This window comes from Escherichia sp. KTE114, from assembly GCF_000407765.1.
GTDB classification, from domain to species: domain Bacteria; phylum Pseudomonadota; class Gammaproteobacteria; order Enterobacterales; family Enterobacteriaceae; genus Escherichia; species Escherichia ruysiae.
In genome coordinates this window covers 4,152,730-4,169,759 of the sequence record NZ_KE136626.1, presented here as the reverse complement: position 1 = coordinate 4,169,759, position 17,030 = coordinate 4,152,730, and the positions used below count along the sequence as shown (strand labels likewise).

15 protein-coding genes are annotated in these 17,030 nt (G+C 52.4%); 12 read left to right on the top strand and 3 right to left on the bottom strand.

The features are described 5' to 3' along the window. Positions 1-4 precede the first annotated feature (4 nt). The 8 genes from nuoG to nuoN all read left to right on the top strand — a co-directional run bounded on the left by nuoG (position 5) and on the right by nuoN (position 10,124). Positions 5-2,731 carry an NADH-quinone oxidoreductase subunit NuoG gene (gene nuoG, locus WC5_RS01525; RefSeq protein ID WP_010350616.1) on the top strand — a complete coding sequence of 909 codons (2,727 nt, stop codon included), beginning with the start codon at positions 5-7 and terminating at the stop codon, positions 2,729-2,731. Then, the gene (gene nuoH, locus WC5_RS01530; protein WP_000118507.1) at positions 2,728-3,705 is read left to right on the top strand and encodes an NADH-quinone oxidoreductase subunit NuoH; all 978 of its coding nucleotides are present in this window, start codon (positions 2,728-2,730) and stop codon (positions 3,703-3,705) included. Before nuoG ends, nuoH begins: the two co-directional genes overlap by 4 nt. A 14-nt stretch (positions 3,706-3,719) precedes the next feature. After that, positions 3,720-4,262, top strand: coding sequence for an NADH-quinone oxidoreductase subunit NuoI (nuoI, locus tag WC5_RS01535; RefSeq protein ID WP_000172749.1), 543 nt, complete (start codon positions 3,720-3,722; stop codon positions 4,260-4,262). An 11-nt stretch (positions 4,263-4,273) separates the two neighbouring features. Next, positions 4,274-4,828 carry an NADH-quinone oxidoreductase subunit J gene (nuoJ, locus tag WC5_RS01540; protein WP_000393513.1) on the top strand — a complete coding sequence of 185 codons (555 nt, stop codon included), beginning with the start codon at positions 4,274-4,276 and terminating at the stop codon, positions 4,826-4,828. Next, entirely contained in the window at positions 4,825-5,127 is a 303-nt protein-coding gene (nuoK, locus tag WC5_RS01545) for an NADH-quinone oxidoreductase subunit NuoK (protein WP_000612642.1), read from the top strand. The genes nuoJ and nuoK overlap by 4 nt, the downstream gene beginning before the upstream one ends. Beyond that, positions 5,124-6,965 (top strand): NADH-quinone oxidoreductase subunit L, encoded by a 1,842-nt coding sequence (gene nuoL / locus WC5_RS01550; protein WP_016231834.1) that lies wholly within the window; start codon positions 5,124-5,126, stop codon positions 6,963-6,965. Before nuoK ends, nuoL begins: the two co-directional genes overlap by 4 nt. Positions 6,966-7,130: 165 nt before the next feature. Beyond that, a complete protein-coding gene (gene nuoM / locus WC5_RS01555; protein WP_000926452.1) occupies positions 7,131-8,660 on the top strand; it encodes an NADH-quinone oxidoreductase subunit M in 1,530 nt (509 codons plus the stop codon). A gap of 6 nt (positions 8,661-8,666) precedes the next feature. Beyond that, positions 8,667-10,124 (top strand): NADH-quinone oxidoreductase subunit NuoN, encoded by a 1,458-nt coding sequence (gene nuoN / locus WC5_RS01560; protein WP_000156703.1) that lies wholly within the window; start codon positions 8,667-8,669, stop codon positions 10,122-10,124. 68 nt (positions 10,125-10,192) lie between these two features. Here nuoN and WC5_RS01565 read toward each other — a convergent pair whose 3' ends face one another. Together WC5_RS01565 and WC5_RS01570 are read right to left on the bottom strand one after the other, a co-directional pair. Beyond that, positions 10,193-10,696 carry a YfbM family protein gene (locus WC5_RS01565; RefSeq protein WP_000525339.1) on the bottom strand — a complete coding sequence of 168 codons (504 nt, stop codon included), beginning with the start codon at positions 10,694-10,696 and terminating at the stop codon, positions 10,193-10,195. Between the two features lie 101 nt (positions 10,697-10,797). Next, a complete protein-coding gene (locus tag WC5_RS01570; RefSeq protein ID WP_024192251.1) occupies positions 10,798-11,769 on the bottom strand; it encodes a M28 family metallopeptidase in 972 nt (323 codons plus the stop codon). A 112-nt stretch (positions 11,770-11,881) separates the two neighbouring features. Here WC5_RS01570 and WC5_RS01575 point away from each other — a divergent pair, with 112 nt between their 5' ends. Then, complete coding sequence (locus tag WC5_RS01575; RefSeq protein WP_000008924.1) at positions 11,882-13,669, top strand: vWA domain-containing protein; 1,788 nt, start codon at positions 11,882-11,884, stop codon at positions 13,667-13,669. 122 nt (positions 13,670-13,791) lie between these two features. Here the strand turns inward: WC5_RS01575 and rbn are convergent, their stop codons facing one another. After that, positions 13,792-14,709: a ribonuclease BN gene (gene rbn / locus WC5_RS01580; protein WP_000419106.1), complete on the bottom strand. Its 918-nt coding sequence runs from the start codon at positions 14,707-14,709 to the stop codon at positions 13,792-13,794. Positions 14,710-14,773: 64 nt separating this feature from the next. On the opposite strand from rbn, the gene WC5_RS01585 reads away from it, so the two are divergent. The 3 genes from WC5_RS01585 (at position 14,774) to menF (ending at position 16,969) form a co-directional block, all read left to right on the top strand. After that, positions 14,774-15,235: a GNAT family N-acetyltransferase gene (locus WC5_RS01585; protein ID WP_000568145.1), complete on the top strand. Its 462-nt coding sequence runs from the start codon at positions 14,774-14,776 to the stop codon at positions 15,233-15,235. A gap of 54 nt (positions 15,236-15,289) precedes the next feature. Next, entirely contained in the window at positions 15,290-15,595 is a 306-nt protein-coding gene (elaB, locus tag WC5_RS01590) for a stress response protein ElaB (protein ID WP_000070621.1), read from the top strand. A 78-nt stretch (positions 15,596-15,673) separates the two neighbouring features. Further along, on the top strand, positions 15,674-16,969 hold the full coding sequence (gene menF, locus WC5_RS01595) for an isochorismate synthase MenF (RefSeq protein WP_001191373.1): 1,296 nt from the start codon (positions 15,674-15,676) through the stop codon (positions 16,967-16,969). Positions 16,970-17,030 lie beyond the last annotated feature (61 nt).

Below are 17,030 nucleotides of genomic sequence, written 5' to 3'. Positions count from 1 at the left end.
GCTAATGGCTACAATTCATGTAGACGGCAAAGAATACGAGGTCAACGGAGCGGACAACCTGCTGGAAGCTTGTCTGTCTCTGGGTCTCGATATTCCTTACTTTTGCTGGCATCCGGCGCTGGGAAGCGTCGGTGCTTGCCGCCAGTGTGCGGTGAAGCAATACCAAAACGCGGAAGACACGCGTGGTCGCCTGGTGATGTCCTGTATGACACCGGCTTCCGATGGCACCTTTATTTCCATTGACGACGAAGAAGCGAAACAGTTCCGTGAAAGTGTGGTCGAGTGGTTAATGACTAACCACCCGCACGACTGTCCGGTATGTGAAGAAGGCGGTAACTGCCACCTTCAGGATATGACCGTGATGACCGGGCATACCTTCCGTCGCTACCGTTTCACCAAACGTACCCACCGCAATCAGGATCTGGGGCCGTTCATCTCTCATGAAATGAACCGCTGCATCGCCTGTTACCGCTGTGTGCGTTACTACAAAGATTACGCTGACGGTACGGATCTGGGCGTTTATGGCGCGCACGACAACGTCTACTTCGGTCGCCCGGAAGATGGCACCCTGGAAAGCGAATTTTCCGGTAATCTGGTCGAAATTTGCCCGACCGGCGTATTTACCGACAAAACGCACTCCGAGCGTTACAACCGTAAATGGGATATGCAGTTTGCGCCGAGCATCTGCCAGCAATGTTCCATCGGCTGTAACATCAGCCCCGGCGAACGTTACGGCGAACTGCGTCGTATCGAAAACCGTTACAACGGTACGGTAAACCACTACTTCCTCTGCGACCGTGGTCGTTTCGGTTACGGCTACGTCAACCTGAAAGATCGTCCGCGTCAGCCGGTACAGCGTCGTGGCGATGATTTCATTACCCTCAACGCCGAACAGGCAATGCAGGGCGCAGCAGATATTCTGCGTCAGTCGAAGAAAGTCATCGGCATCGGCTCTCCGCGTGCCAGCGTGGAAAGCAACTTTGCGCTGCGTGAGCTGGTGGGCGAAGAAAACTTCTATACCGGTATCGCTCACGGTGAGCAGGAACGTCTGCAACTGGCGCTGAAAGTGTTGCGTGAAGGCGGCATTTATACTCCGGCTCTGCGCGAAATCGAATCTTACGATGCGGTACTGGTACTGGGCGAAGATGTTACCCAGACCGGCGCACGCGTCGCGCTAGCGGTGCGTCAGGCGGTGAAAGGTAAAGCACGCGAAATGGCGGCAGCACAGAAAGTGGCTGACTGGCAGATTGCGGCAATCCTCAACATCGGTCAACGTGCGAAGCATCCGCTGTTTGTCACTAACGTTGATGACACCCGTCTGGATGATATCGCAGCGTGGACTTACCGCGCACCGGTTGAAGATCAGGCGCGTTTAGGATTTGCCATCGCCCATGCGCTGGATAACTCCGCGCCAGCGGTTGACGGTATCGAGCCTGAGCTGCAAAGCAAAATCGACGTCATCGTGCAGGCTCTGGCTGGTGCGAAGAAACCGTTGATTATCTCCGGGACGAACGCCGGTAGCACAGAAGTGATTCAGGCGGCGGCTAACGTGGCGAAAGCCCTGAAAGGTCGCGGCGCTGACGTAGGTATCACCATGATTGCCCGTTCCGTCAACAGCATGGGGCTGGGCATTATGGGCGGCGGTTCGCTTGAAGAAGCGTTAACCGAACTGGAAACCGGACGCGCCGACGCGGTGGTGGTGCTGGAAAACGATCTGCATCGTCACGCTTCCGCAACCCGCGTGAATGCTGCGCTGGCTAAAGCGCCGCTGGTGATGGTGGTTGACCATCAACGCACAGCGATCATGGAAAACGCCCATCTGGTGCTTTCCGCCGCCAGCTTTGCTGAAAGCGACGGTACGGTTATCAACAACGAAGGTCGCGCTCAACGTTTCTTCCAGGTTTACGACCCGTCCTATTACGACAGCAAAACGGTCATGCTGGAAAGCTGGCGCTGGCTGCACTCGCTGCACAGCACCCTGCTGAGCCGTGAAGTGGACTGGACGCAGCTCGACCATGTGATTGACGCTGTTGTGGCGAAAATCCCGGAACTGGCAGGTATCAAAGATGCTGCGCCGGATGCGACATTCCGTATTCGTGGTCAGAAACTGGCTCGTGAGCCGCACCGTTACAGTGGTCGTACCGCCATGCGCGCCAACATCAGCGTTCATGAGCCGCGTCAACCGCAGGATATTGACACCATGTTCACCTTCTCGATGGAAGGTAACAACCAGCCGACCGCGCACCGTTCGCAAGTGCCGTTTGCCTGGGCACCGGGCTGGAACTCCCCGCAGGCGTGGAACAAATTCCAGGACGAAGTGGGCGGCAAACTGCGCTTTGGCGATCCGGGCGTGCGTCTGTTTGAAACCAGCGAGAATGGTCTGGATTACTTCACCAGCGTACCGGCACGCTTCCAGCCGCAGGACGGGAAATGGCGTATTGCGCCGTACTACCACCTGTTTGGCAGCGATGAATTGTCACAGCGTGCTCCGGTCTTCCAGAGCCGTATGCCGCAGCCGTACATCAAACTTAACCCGGCAGATGCCGCGAAGTTGGGTGTGAATGCGGGGACACGCGTCTCCTTTAGTTACGATGGCAACACGGTCACGCTGCCGGTTGAAATCGCCGAAGGGCTGACGGCAGGGCAGGTGGGCTTGCCGATGGGTATGTCCGGCATTGCTCCGGTGCTGGCTGGCGCGCATCTTGAGGATCTCAAGGAGGCACAACAATGAGTTGGATATCACCGGAACTGATTGAGATCCTGCTGACCATCCTCAAAGCGGTGGTGATCCTGCTGGTGGTTGTCACCTGTGGGGCATTCATGAGCTTTGGCGAACGTCGCCTGCTGGGTCTGTTCCAGAACCGTTATGGACCTAACCGTGTTGGCTGGGGCGGTTCGCTCCAGTTGGTCGCGGACATGATCAAAATGTTCTTTAAAGAAGACTGGATCCCGAAATTCTCGGATCGCGTCATCTTTACCCTGGCGCCGATGATTGCCTTTACCTCGCTGCTGCTGGCCTTTGCGATTGTGCCAGTCAGTCCGGGTTGGGTGGTTGCCGACCTGAACATCGGGATTTTGTTCTTCCTGATGATGGCAGGTCTGGCGGTCTACGCGGTGCTGTTTGCGGGCTGGTCAAGTAACAACAAATACTCGCTGTTGGGTGCGATGCGTGCTTCTGCGCAGACCCTGAGCTACGAAGTGTTCCTCGGGCTTTCCCTGATGGGCGTGGTGGCGCAGGCCGGTTCATTCAACATGACCGACATCGTCAACAGCCAGGCGCATGTGTGGAACGTCATCCCGCAATTCTTTGGTTTTATTACCTTTGCCATCGCGGGCGTGGCGGTGTGTCACCGTCATCCGTTTGACCAGCCGGAAGCCGAGCAGGAACTGGCGGATGGTTACCACATTGAATACTCCGGCATGAAGTTCGGTCTGTTCTTCGTGGGTGAGTACATCGGGATTGTGACCATCTCTGCACTGATGGTGACGCTGTTCTTCGGTGGCTGGCAAGGCCCGTTGTTACCGCCATTCATCTGGTTCGCGCTGAAAACCGCGTTCTTTATGATGATGTTCATTTTGATTCGTGCGTCGTTACCGCGTCCGCGTTATGACCAGGTAATGTCCTTCGGCTGGAAAATCTGCCTGCCGCTGACGCTGATCAACTTGCTGGTAACGGCGGCTGTCATTCTCTGGCAGGCGCAATAAGGGGCACTAAGACCATGACCTTAAAAGAATTGTTAGTAGGTTTCGGCACCCAGGTTCGTAGTATCTGGATGATCGGCCTGCACGCGTTCGCCAAACGCGAAACGCGAATGTACCCGGAAGAGCCGGTCTATCTGCCGCCCCGTTATCGTGGTCGTATCGTTCTGACCCGCGACCCGGACGGCGAAGAGCGTTGCGTGGCCTGTAACCTCTGTGCGGTAGCCTGCCCGGTCGGCTGTATCTCGCTGCAAAAAGCAGAAACCAAAGACGGTCGCTGGTATCCGGAATTTTTCCGCATCAACTTCTCACGCTGCATTTTCTGTGGTCTGTGCGAAGAAGCCTGTCCGACCACGGCGATCCAGTTAACCCCGGATTTCGAAATGGGGGAATACAAGCGCCAGGATCTGGTTTACGAGAAAGAGGATCTGCTGATCTCCGGTCCGGGCAAATACCCGGAATATAACTTCTACCGGATGGCAGGTATGGCAATCGACGGCAAAGATAAGGGCGAAGCAGAGAACGAAGCCAAGCCTATCGACGTCAAGAGCCTGTTACCGTAAGGAGAGGGGCAATGGAGTTCGCTTTTTATATCTGTGGCCTGATAGCCATACTTGCGACCTTGCGAGTGATCACCCATACCAATCCGGTGCACGCACTGCTGTACCTGATTATTTCGCTGCTGGCGATTTCCGGGGTGTTCTTCTCACTGGGCGCTTACTTCGCCGGTGCGCTGGAAATTATTGTCTACGCCGGTGCCATTATGGTGCTGTTCGTGTTCGTGGTGATGATGCTCAACCTGGGCGGTTCGGAAATTGAACAGGAACGCCAGTGGCTGAAACCGCAGGTGTGGATTGGTCCGGCAATTTTGTCGGCCATCATGCTGGTGGTGATTGTTTACGCCATTCTCGGTGTTAACGATCAGGGTATCGACGGTACGCCAATCAGTGCTAAAGCAGTGGGTATTACGCTGTTCGGGCCTTACGTACTGGCGGTTGAACTGGCTTCTATGCTGCTGCTGGCTGGTCTGGTTGTGGCCTTCCACGTCGGTCGTGAAGAGCGTGCGGGTGAAGTGCTGAGCAATCGTAAAGACGACAGCGCGAAAAGAAAAACGGAGGAGCGCGCATGATCCCCTTACAACATGGACTGATCCTCGCGGCAATCTTATTCGTTCTTGGCTTAACCGGTCTGGTTATCCGTCGCAATCTGCTGTTTATGCTGATTGGTCTGGAAATCATGATTAACGCCTCCGCGCTGGCCTTTGTGGTCGCCGGTAGCTACTGGGGCCAGACCGACGGTCAGGTGATGTACATTCTCGCCATCAGCCTCGCGGCGGCGGAAGCGAGTATCGGCCTTGCGCTGCTGCTGCAACTTCACCGTCGTCACCAGAACCTGAACATCGATTCAGTAAGTGAGATGCGCGGATGAACATGCTTGCCTTAACCATTATTTTGCCATTGATTGGCTTCGTCCTGCTGGCGTTCTCTCGTGGGCGTTGGTCTGAAAACGTCTCGGCGATCGTGGGCGTTGGCTCTGTGGGCCTGGCGGCGCTGGTGACTGCCTTTATTGGCGTCGATTTCTTCGCTAACGGCGAGCAGGCTTACAGCCAGCCGCTGTGGACGTGGATGTCGGTAGGCGACTTTAATATCGGTTTCAACCTGGTGCTGGACGGCCTGTCGCTGACCATGCTCTCGGTGGTCACTGGTGTGGGTTTCCTTATTCACATGTACGCCTCCTGGTATATGCGCGGTGAAGAGGGGTACTCTCGCTTCTTCGCCTACACCAACCTGTTCATCGCCAGCATGGTGGTTCTGGTTCTCGCCGATAACCTGCTGCTGATGTACCTCGGCTGGGAAGGCGTGGGTCTGTGCTCCTATCTGCTGATCGGGTTCTATTACACCGATCCGAAGAATGGTGCAGCGGCAATGAAAGCGTTCGTCGTGACCCGTGTGGGTGACGTGTTCCTCGCTTTCGCGCTGTTCATTCTCTACAACGAACTGGGCACCCTGAACTTCCGCGAAATGGTGGAACTGGCACCAGCGCACTTTGCTGAAGGCAATAACATGCTGATGTGGGCGACGCTGATGCTGCTGGGCGGTGCGGTCGGTAAATCTGCGCAGCTGCCGTTGCAGACATGGCTTGCCGACGCGATGGCTGGCCCGACGCCTGTCTCTGCGTTGATCCACGCCGCAACGATGGTAACCGCTGGTGTCTACCTGATCGCCCGTACCCACGGTCTGTTCCTGATGACTCCGGAAATTCTGCATCTGGTCGGTATTGTGGGTGCGGTGACGCTGGTGCTGGCAGGCTTTGCCGCGCTGGTACAAACCGACATCAAACGTGTTCTCGCTTACTCCACCATGAGCCAGATTGGCTACATGTTCCTGGCGCTTGGCGTACAGGCATGGGATGCGGCGATTTTCCACTTGATGACCCACGCGTTCTTTAAAGCGTTGCTGTTCCTGGCATCCGGTTCCGTCATTCTGGCTTGTCATCACGAACAGAACATCTTCAAGATGGGCGGTCTGCGTAAATCTATTCCGCTGGTTTATCTCTGCTTCCTGGTGGGCGGCGCGGCACTGTCGGCACTGCCGCTGGTCACTGCGGGCTTCTTCAGTAAGGATGAGATCCTCGCGGGTGCGATGGCGAATGGTCATATCAATCTGATGGTGGCAGGTCTGGTCGGTGCGTTTATGACCTCGCTCTACACCTTCCGTATGATTTTCATCGTCTTCCACGGAAAAGAACAAATTCACGCTCACGCCGTGAAAGGGATCACCCACAGCCTGCCGCTGATTGTGCTGCTGATCCTTTCCACCTTCGTTGGCGCACTGATTGTACCGCCGCTGCAGGGCGTGCTTCCGCAAACTACGGAACTGGCACACGGCAGCATGTTGACCCTGGAAATTACCTCTGGCGTGGTTGCGGTCGTCGGCATTCTGCTGGCAGCCTGGCTGTGGCTGGGTAAACGTACTCTGGTGACCTCCATTGCCAACAGTGCGCCGGGTCGCCTGCTGGGAACCTGGTGGTACAACGCCTGGGGCTTTGACTGGTTGTACGACAAAGTGTTCGTCAAGCCGTTCCTGGGTATCGCCTGGTTGCTGAAACGCGATCCGCTGAACTCAATGATGAACATTCCGGCGATTCTCTCGCGCCTTGCGGGTAAAGGTCTGCTGTTCAGTGAGAACGGCTACCTGCGCTGGTATGTGGCATCCATGAGCATCGGTGCGGTCGTGGTGCTGGCACTGTTGATGGTACTGCGTTGAGTTAAGGATTGTGGAATTGCCCCTGGGCATATAAGTACGTAGGTCGGATAAGCCGCCTTCGCGGCGCATCCGACACTACAACCGCAATCCGAAGAGAATTTTCTGTCGTGAGAATTCGTTGAAAATCCGGTCCTGACGGGACTTTTACAAGGAATAAAGATCGCCATGTTACTACCCTGGCTAATATTAATTCCCTTTATCGGCGGCTTCCTGTGCTGGCAGACCGAACGCTTTGGCGTCAAGGTGCCGCGCTGGATCGCGCTGATCACCATGGGATTGACGCTGGCGCTGTCGCTGCAACTGTGGTTGCAGGGCGGTTATTCACTGACGCAATCCGCCGGAATTCCGCAGTGGCAGTCTGAATTCGACATGCCGTGGATCCCGCGTTTTGGAATCTCTATCCATCTCGCCATTGATGGTCTGTCGCTGCTGATGGTCGTCCTGACCGGTCTGCTCGGCGTGCTGGCGGTACTTTGCTCGTGGAATGAGATCGAAAAATATCAGGGCTTCTTCCACCTCAACCTGATGTGGATCCTGGGCGGCGTTATCGGCGTGTTCCTTGCCATCGACATGTTCCTGTTCTTCTTCTTCTGGGAAATGATGCTGGTGCCGATGTACTTCCTGATCGCACTGTGGGGGCATAAAGCCTCTGACGGTAAAACGCGTATCACGGCGGCAACCAAGTTCTTCATTTATACCCAGGCGAGTGGTCTGGTGATGTTGATCGCCATCCTGGCGCTGGTTTTCGTTCACTACAATGCGACCGGCGTCTGGACCTTCAACTATGAAGAGTTGCTGAATACGCCAATGTCCAGCGGTGTGGAATATCTGCTGATGCTGGGCTTCTTCATCGCCTTTGCGGTGAAAATGCCGGTGGTTCCACTGCACGGCTGGCTGCCGGATGCGCACTCCCAGGCACCGACTGCCGGTTCCGTTGACCTCGCGGGGATCTTGCTGAAAACCGCCGCTTACGGTCTGCTGCGTTTCTCCCTGCCGCTGTTCCCGAACGCGTCGGCAGAGTTCGCGCCAATCGCTATGTGGCTGGGTGTTATCGGCATCTTCTACGGTGCGTGGATGGCCTTTGCCCAGACTGATATCAAACGTCTGATCGCCTACACCTCGGTTTCCCACATGGGCTTCGTGCTGATTGCTATCTACACCGGCAGCCAGTTGGCCTACCAGGGTGCGGTTATTCAGATGATTGCGCACGGCTTGTCGGCGGCGGGTCTGTTTATTCTCTGCGGTCAGCTTTATGAACGTATCCACACCCGCGACATGCGCATGATGGGCGGTCTGTGGAGCAAGATGAAATGGCTGCCAGCACTGTCCCTGTTCTTTGCGGTGGCGACGCTTGGGATGCCCGGCACCGGTAACTTCGTCGGCGAATTTATGATTCTGTTCGGCAGCTTCCAGGTTGTCCCGGTGATTACCGTTATCTCTACCTTTGGGCTGGTCTTTGCATCTGTTTATTCGCTGGCGATGTTGCATCGCGCTTACTTCGGTAAAGCGAAAAGCCAGATTGCCAGCCAGGAACTGCCAGGGATGTCGCTGCGTGAGCTGTTTATGATCCTGTTGCTGGTGGTGCTGCTGGTACTGCTGGGCTTCTATCCGCAGCCGATTCTGGATACCTCGCACTCCGCGATTGGCAATATCCAGCAGTGGTTTGTTAATTCCGTTACTACTACAAGGCCGTAAATCGCCATGACAATAACTCCACAAAACCTGATCGCACTGCTACCGTTGCTGATCGTCGGCTTGACGGTGGTGGTTGTGATGCTCTCCATTGCGTGGCGACGCAATCATTTCCTCAACGCTACGCTCTCGGTTATTGGGCTTAACGCGGCGCTGGTTTCGCTCTGGTTTGTCGGCCAGGCGGGCGCTATGGACGTTACGCCGCTGATGCGCGTTGATGGTTTCGCCATGCTTTACACCGGGCTGGTACTGTTGGCGAGCCTCGCCACCTGTACTTTCGCTTACCCGTGGCTTGAAGGCTATAACGACAACAAGGACGAGTTCTACCTGTTGGTGTTAATTGCCGCGCTGGGCGGGATCCTGCTGGCGAATGCCAACCATCTGGCGTCTCTGTTCCTCGGTATCGAACTGATCTCTCTGCCGCTGTTTGGCCTGGTCGGTTACGCTTTCCGCCAGAAACGTTCGCTGGAAGCCAGTATCAAATACACCATTCTCTCTGCCGCCGCGTCTTCTTTTCTGCTGTTCGGTATGGCGCTGGTGTACGCGCAGTCTGGTGACCTGTCGTTTGTTGCACTGGGTAAAAACCTCGGCGATGGTATGCTCAACGAGCCGCTGTTGCTGGCAGGTTTCGGCCTGATGATTGTTGGCCTCGGCTTCAAACTCTCTCTAGTGCCGTTCCACCTGTGGACGCCAGACGTATACCAGGGCGCGCCAGCTCCGGTTTCCACCTTCCTGGCGACGGCGAGCAAAATCGCTATCTTCGGTGTGGTGATGCGTTTGTTCCTTTACGCACCGGTGGGTGACAGCGAAGCGATTCGCGTGGTGCTGGCGATTATCGCCTTTGCCTCCATCATCTTCGGTAACCTGATGGCGCTGAGCCAGACCAACATCAAACGTCTGCTCGGTTACTCATCTATCTCTCACCTCGGCTATCTGCTGGTGGCGCTGATTGCGCTGCAAACTGGCGAGATGTCGATGGAAGCGGTAGGGGTTTACCTGGCCGGTTATCTGTTCAGCAGCCTCGGTGCGTTCGGTGTGGTCAGCCTGATGTCCAGCCCGTACCGTGGCCCGGATGCTGATTCCCTGTTCTCTTACCGTGGTCTGTTCTGGCATCGCCCGATCCTCGCGGCAGTGATGACGGTGATGATGCTGTCTCTGGCCGGTATCCCGATGACGCTGGGCTTTATCGGTAAGTTCTACGTGCTGGCAGTCGGTGTTCAGGCGCACTTATGGTGGCTGGTGGGCGCTGTGGTTGTCGGTTCGGCAATCGGCCTCTACTACTACCTGCGTGTGGCGGTGAGTCTGTACCTTCATGGTTCAGAACAGCCAAACCGTGATGCGCCGTCAGACTGGCAGTACACAGCAGGTGGTATCGTGGTGCTAATCTCTGCACTGCTGGTTCTGGTGCTGGGTGTATGGCCGCAACCGCTGATTAGCATTGTGCGTTTGGCAATGCCGATGATGTAAGTCGTCAGTCTGTAAGCTGAGAAAGCCGCCGACATGTTCGGCGGTTTTTTTATGGTGCCCTGACACCATCACCCAACAATAACCGTCAGCGCATGATTCCCTTGCCGTAGCATACGTCTGTACGCACTAATCAGCTTTTCCATATCAAGCATGATCGAAGCAAAGAGTTGCCCCTCTAACTCTTCTGAAAAGGTCACTCCCGGATATATCTCCATTTCATTGAGCCGCTGAATGGAAAACTGTTTACGCAGCTCATTTCGGTCGAGTGCCTCCAGGCGGTCGATAGTAGCGGCTAATTCCTGATTCCATGTCAATCCCAGGAAACCATCGATACCCTCTTCGAGACTATGTTCACCGAGCACAGCACGACTCAGCGGATCATTCTTCGCTGGATCAAAGGCAGAGGTGCCCGTCAGGCCAAAATGTAAAAAATCCCAGCGTTTATCAATATCCAGTCGCCTTGAGCCTGAAAGCGTTTCATGAATATCGTCCATTAAAGATTTTTCATTAGACTCAATCAGCTTGTTGGCCTTTTCTGAGTTTATTTCCGCAAAATACGCAATCATTCCCATCTTATTTCTCCCGTCAGATTTCCTTTTGCGCATCTTAAAACAGACGGAGAAAAATAAAATATACAAGCTGCTTTTTCTGGAGCCGCCTCGAGAAAATTTTATTATTTACTGTTGTACAACAAGGTTATAACACCATCCACCACCTGCGCCATTTTCTGATAGTTCAGTCTGTCTGCTGTATCGCCGGGCTGGTGATATTGTTTATTACGATAAAAAGCTGTGTCTGTAATCATGACGGCGGGAATATCCTGCTGCCAGTAATTAAGGTGGTCGGAGAAATCAATACCTGGAATAAAATCAGGGGCATTAATAGAATAAACAAATAATTCTTTTGACGATAACAACGCGGCTTTTACCTGACGCACGGCGCTGATATCCTGCATTCTGCCGACCACAGCAATAAAGTCACCTCGATCGGGATAAAGCCAGGACATCGCAGAGTAAGGGTAGTCTTGACTCCCAGGCGCGGAATCATAAAACCCAATCATTTCAAGGGATATCATCAGTTTAACCGGGCGCATCAGGGTAACGGCATGTACCGCGCTTCCCATTTCGTCACTGCGAAAGAAGGGCGGCTCTTCCGAAGCATAGGCAACCAGTTGTACGCCAATAGCTGGTGCTTTCTGTTGTAGCAGACGCGCCAGTTCCAGTAATCCTGCGACGCCGCTGGCGTTATCATCCGCACCAGGCGTATAGATTAATTGGTCGTTTTCATAACTGGTTGCGGAATCATAGTGCGCACCAATAATAATCAGCGGTCCATCCTGTGGACCATAGTCAGCAATAATGTTTTTGTAAGGCCCATCAATAATAGGAACCCTCTGTTCGGTAACTTTTGCCCCGCTTTGTGTGAAAATATTTTTAATATAGCTGGCAGATATATTCAATTTATCAATATGATCAGCACTGCGTGGATACTGTGTTTGTGAAAGATAACGTACCGTTTTTTCTAGCTGCTCAGGGCTGGCATGTTGCGGTGTGGGGGGTAAGGCGCTGACGTAAGGTTGATATAAAACAAGTAAAGGGAGAGAAAATATTAGCAATATGATATAGAGAGGAATTATTCTTTTCATATATTTATTGTTGATGAAATGTGTTGTTTTATCATTATTCATGATGAGTGCCAGTAATGTATTTAATTAATACTGACAGGAATATACAAAAGATATATTTTACGCCAGGTTCATGAGTTTTTTAAAAGGAATTTGTACGAGAAATAAAAATATAATTATGTTGCTTATTGGTGGTTTGATTTTGACAGGATGCGGACAGGAGCCTGATGATAAGGAAAACCCGCAGCACCAATCTACTACATCGACAGACCAGCAAGCGCGAGCCGCGCAACAAGCGGCAACAAAAGTGGCTGAGCAAAGAGCCGCCGCTGCTAAAGCCGCTGCAGACGCGAAAGCAAAAGCCTTAGTCCAGCAAGAAGCGCAACAATACTCAGACAAACAAGCTTTACAGGGGCGATTGCAGGAAGCGCCAACATATGAAAGAGCGGCTAAAGCAAAAGCTACACATATCTCAAATCCTGGAACCGCTCGCTACCAGCAGTTCGATGACAATCCGGTTAAGCAGGTAGCGCAAAACCCGTTGGCGACGTTTAGCCTTGATGTTGACACCGGCAGCTATGCAAATGTACGCCGTTTTCTCAATCATGGGCAGTTGCCTCCGCCAGATGCAGTGCGGGTGGAGGAGATGGTGAATTACTTTCCGTCAGACTGGGTTATTAATGATAAAAGCAATAATAAAGAGCTTGTTCCCGCCAGTAAGCCTGTACCTTTTGTTATGCGCCACGAACTGGCACCGGCGCCATGGAATGAGCAGCGAACCTTACTGAAAGTGGATATTCTGGCGAAAGATCTCAAAAGTGAAGCGTTGCCTGCTTCTAATCTGGTCTTTCTTATCGACACGTCCGGGTCAATGTATTCTGATGAACGCTTACCTCTAATTCAGTCTTCTTTGAAATTGCTAGTCAAAAAACTCCGTGATCAGGACAACATTTCTATCGTGACCTATGCCGGTGACTCCCGTATTGCGTTGCCTTCTACCTCCGGGAATCATAAAGATGAAATCAATGCTGCTATTGATTCGCTGAATGCCAGAGGTAGCACTAATGGCGGTGCCGGGCTGGAGATGGCTTATCAGCAGGCAGCGAAGGGGTTTATTAAAGGTGGCGTCAATCGCATTTTATTAGCAACTGACGGTGATTTTAACGTTGGCATTGACGATCCAAAATCGATTGAATTAATGGTGAAAAAACAGCGGGAGTCTGGTGTTACGCTATCGACGCTGGGCGTAGGAGGGGATAATTACAATGAGGCAATGATGGTGAGAATTGCCGATGTCGGCAACGGTAATTACAGCTACATTGATACCCTCTCTGAAGCGCAGAAAGTGTTAAACAGCGAAATGCATCAGACGTTGGTTACCGTGGCGAAAGATGTTAAAGCGCAGATTGAGTTTAACCCGGCGTGGGTGACGGAATATCGTCAGATTGGTTATGAAAAGCGCCAACTGCAGGCAGAAGATTTTAATAACGACAATGTTGAAGCTGGCGATATTGGCGCAGGTAAACATATAACTTTGTTATTTGAATTAACGCTGAACGGACAAAAAGCGTCAATTGATAAATTACGCTATGCACCGGATCAGAAATCAGCGAAATCGGACAAAGCGAAAGAGCTGGCATGGTTAAAGATACGCTGGAAATACCCTCATGGAAAAGAAAGTCAGTTAGTTGAATTTCCACTGCTACCGACAACTAATGCTCCTTCTGAAGATATGTATTTTCGCGCAGCAGTAGCTGCATATGGGCAAAAGTTACGCGGTTCTGAATACCTGAACAATACATCCTGGCAGCAGATCAAACAGTGGGCGCGGCAGGCAAAAGGGCAAGATTCTCAAGGTTACAGAGCTGAGTTTATTCGTCTGACTGAACTGGCGGAAGGTCTGGACAATTCACAAAACTAAAAATGATAAATCTGTTTGCCTGATATCGACATCAAGCATATTCGGCAAACAGATGAAAGATATGTCGAATAAGTACGTTGGCATCATGAAATTAATCCGCCAACTAACTACCGCATTTCGATTTAAATGCTAAACACCGCGAAATCGCTCGCCAGTTCTGTTGCCGGGAAAATTGCCCGGCACTCGTGTAATAAATGCTGACAGCCTTTATCATCATAGCGTGAGCTGACGTGGGTAATGATCAATTTGCCGACACCCGCCTCACGAGCCAGAGTCGCCGCCTGACGGCTTGAACTGTGCCCACGGCTGTTAGCTTTGGCTTCCATCTCCATATCCAGCGTCGTTTCGTGAACCATTATGTCGACACCTTTAGCAAGATCGATTGCGGCATCGCAAGGGCCGGTATCACCGAAAATGGCGATTGATTTACCCGGCGTAGGCGCGGCTAAGTAATCAGCGCCGTTAATCTGCCGACCGTCTTCCAGCGTGACTGTTTTGCCTTTTTTCAAATCCTGGAACAGCGGACCGGGTTGTACGCCGGCATCTTTTAACGCCTGGGCATTCAGCGCGCCTGGTTTATCATGTTCTTCAATACGATAGCCGTAACACTCCAGTGGATGTTCCATTGGATATGCCGTTACCTTGCGCAGGCCATCATCAACTATTTCTCCTGCCGTAATTTCAACAATTTCCAGCGGATAATCGGTCCATGAGCCGCTAATGCGTAACGCTGTCTCAACAAATTCGCGGATACCTTTCGGACCATAAATCGTTAATGGTTGCACAATGCCTGACATGGAACGACTGCATAGCAACCCGGGCAAGCCAAAAAGGTGATCGCCATGAAGATGGCTTATAAAAATCTTGTCCAGTTTTCCTGGGTTAAATGCCGTGTGCAACATCTGGTGTTGTGTACCTTCACCACAGTCAAATAACCAAAGCCCGGCTTGCGTCGGATGTTGCAGATTAAGCAATATGGCTGTGACATTACGTGTCCGGGTCGGAACACCTGCTGAAGTGCCTAAAAAAATTAATTCCATGAGTTCATCACGCTGCTGAAAATATTCCGGCTAGTATAAAGCAAACAGTACAAAGGAGCCTTCCATGATCGACTGGCAAGATCTGCATCATTCTGATTTATCCGTTTCTCAGCTTTATGCCTTATTACAGCTGCGTTGTGCGGTATTTGTAGTGGAACAAAACTGTCCTTACCAGGATATCGATGGTGACGATCTGGAGGGAGAAAATCGCCACATTCTCGGTTGGCATAACGGGACACTGGTGGCGTATGCGAGGATTCTGAAAAGTGGCGACGAACTGCAACCCGTCGTGATTGGTCGGGTGATTGTCAGCGAAGACTTACGCGGCGAAAAAATCGGTCAACAATTGATGAGTAAGGCGCTGGAATCGTGTACTCGTCACTGGCCGGAGAAGCCGATCTATCTGGGGGCGCAGGCGCATTTACAAAACTTTTATGGGCAATTTGGTTTCATCCCTGTGACCGATATTTATGAGGAAGATGGTATTCCGCATATCGGGATGGCGCGCGAGGTTATTCAGGCGTAATCGATAACTGTTGTCTATAGTTAGTGGCAGGTTTTACGCAAATGGAGAACGATAATGTCTAATCAGTTTGGTGATACACGTATCGATGACGACCTGACGTTGCTGAGTGAAACACTTGAAGAGGTACTACGTTCCTCTGGCGATCCCGCCGATCAAAAATATGTTGAGTTAAAGGCGCGTGCAGAAAAGGCGCTGGATGATGTGAAAAAAAGGGTAAGCCAGGCTTCTGACAGTTATTACTATCGGGCGAAGCAGGCGGTTTATCGCGCCGATGACTACGTCCACGAAAAACCCTGGCAGGGAATTGGCGTTGGCGCGGCTGTTGGACTGGTATTAGGACTGTTGCTGGCTCGCCGTTAAAACCTCCCTACACTGGGGTACTGCATTTTTTCTGTAGTACCCCGTATAATGTGAGGCTTTTAACAGGGAGAGGTCCGCGTGCAATCACTTACTACGGCGCTGGAAAATCTACTGCGCCATTTGTCGCAAGAGATTCTGGCGACACCCGGCATTCGGGTTTTCGACATTCCTTTCCCTCTCAATGACGCTTTTGATGCCTTAAGCTGGCTGGCCAGTCAGCAAACGTATCCGCAATTTTACTGGCAACAACGTAATGGCGATGAAGAAGCTGCCGTGCTGGGCGCAATCACCCGCTTTACGTCGTTAGATCAGGCGCAACGTTTTCTTCGTCAGTATCCGGAACACACCGACTTACGTATCTGGGGACTGAATGCGTTTGACCCGTCGCAGGGCAATCTACTTTTACCACGCCTGGAATGGCGACGCTGTGGCGGTAAAGCCACGCTACGGCTGACGCTATTCAGTGAAAATTCCCTTCAGCACGATGCTGTTAAGGCAAAAGAATTTATCGCCACACTGGCGAATATTAAACCTTTGCCCGCGTTACGTTTAACCACCACGAAAGAACAACACTGGCCGGACAAAACTGGCTGGACGCGATTAATCGAACTGGCAACGAAAACCATCGCCGAAGGTGAGCTCGACAAAGTGGTTCTTGCTCGGGCGACTGACCTGCATTTCGCAAGTCCGGTCAATGCGGCGGCGATGATGGCTGCCAGCCGGCGGCTCAATCTGAACTGCTATCATTTTTACATGGCCTTTGATGGCGAAAATGCTTTTCTTGGCTCAACGCCTGAGCGGCTATGGCGGCGGCGAGACAAAGCTCTGCGTACCGAAGCTCTGGCGGGAACGGTAGCAAATCATTCTGATGATAAGCAGGCGCAGCAGTTGGGTGAGTGGCTGATGGCGGATGATAAAAACCAGCGCGAGAACATGCTGGTGGTGGAAGATATCTGCCAACGATTGCAGGCCGATACCCAGACGCTGGATGTGTTACCGCCGCAGATACTGCGTCTGCGTAAAGTGCAGCATCTGCGCCGCTGTATCTGGACTTCACTCAACAAAGCGGATGATGTGATCTGTTTACATCAGTTGCAGCCAACGGCAGCAGTTGCTGGTTTACCGCGCGATCTGGCGCGGCAGTTCATCGCCCGGCACGAACCGTTCACCCGTGAATGGTATGCCGGTTCTGCGGGGTATCTCTCATTACAACAAAGCGAATTCTGCGTTTCCCTGCGCTCGGCGAAAATCAGTGACAATGTGGTGCGATTATATGCCGGAGCAGGCATTGTCCGAGGCTCAGACCCCGAGCAGGAGTGGCAGGAAATCGACAACAAAGCGGCAGGGTTGCGAACATTATTACAAATGGAATAGTAATGAGTCGCATCATTACCGATTCATATCAATAATCTATTTTTGTAGCTCCTTATACTTA

Coding starts and splice junctions, on each gene's coding strand:
- nuoG (WP_010350616.1), top strand. CDS start 5: ATGGCTACAATTCATGTAGACGGCAAAGAATACGAGGTCAACGGAGCG.
- nuoH (WP_000118507.1), top strand. CDS start 2,728: ATGAGTTGGATATCACCGGAACTGATTGAGATCCTGCTGACCATCCTC.
- nuoI (WP_000172749.1), top strand. CDS start 3,720: ATGACCTTAAAAGAATTGTTAGTAGGTTTCGGCACCCAGGTTCGTAGT.
- nuoJ (WP_000393513.1), top strand. CDS start 4,274: ATGGAGTTCGCTTTTTATATCTGTGGCCTGATAGCCATACTTGCGACC.
- nuoK (WP_000612642.1), top strand. CDS start 4,825: ATGATCCCCTTACAACATGGACTGATCCTCGCGGCAATCTTATTCGTT.
- nuoL (WP_016231834.1), top strand. CDS start 5,124: ATGAACATGCTTGCCTTAACCATTATTTTGCCATTGATTGGCTTCGTC.
- nuoM (WP_000926452.1), top strand. CDS start 7,131: ATGTTACTACCCTGGCTAATATTAATTCCCTTTATCGGCGGCTTCCTG.
- nuoN (WP_000156703.1), top strand. CDS start 8,667: ATGACAATAACTCCACAAAACCTGATCGCACTGCTACCGTTGCTGATC.
- WC5_RS01565 (WP_000525339.1), bottom strand. CDS start 10,696: ATGGGAATGATTGCGTATTTTGCGGAAATAAACTCAGAAAAGGCCAAC.
- WC5_RS01570 (WP_024192251.1), bottom strand. CDS start 11,769: ATGAAAAGAATAATTCCTCTCTATATCATATTGCTAATATTTTCTCTC.
- WC5_RS01575 (WP_000008924.1), top strand. CDS start 11,882: ATGAGTTTTTTAAAAGGAATTTGTACGAGAAATAAAAATATAATTATG.
- rbn (WP_000419106.1), bottom strand. CDS start 14,709: ATGGAATTAATTTTTTTAGGCACTTCAGCAGGTGTTCCGACCCGGACA.
- WC5_RS01585 (WP_000568145.1), top strand. CDS start 14,774: ATGATCGACTGGCAAGATCTGCATCATTCTGATTTATCCGTTTCTCAG.
- elaB (WP_000070621.1), top strand. CDS start 15,290: ATGTCTAATCAGTTTGGTGATACACGTATCGATGACGACCTGACGTTG.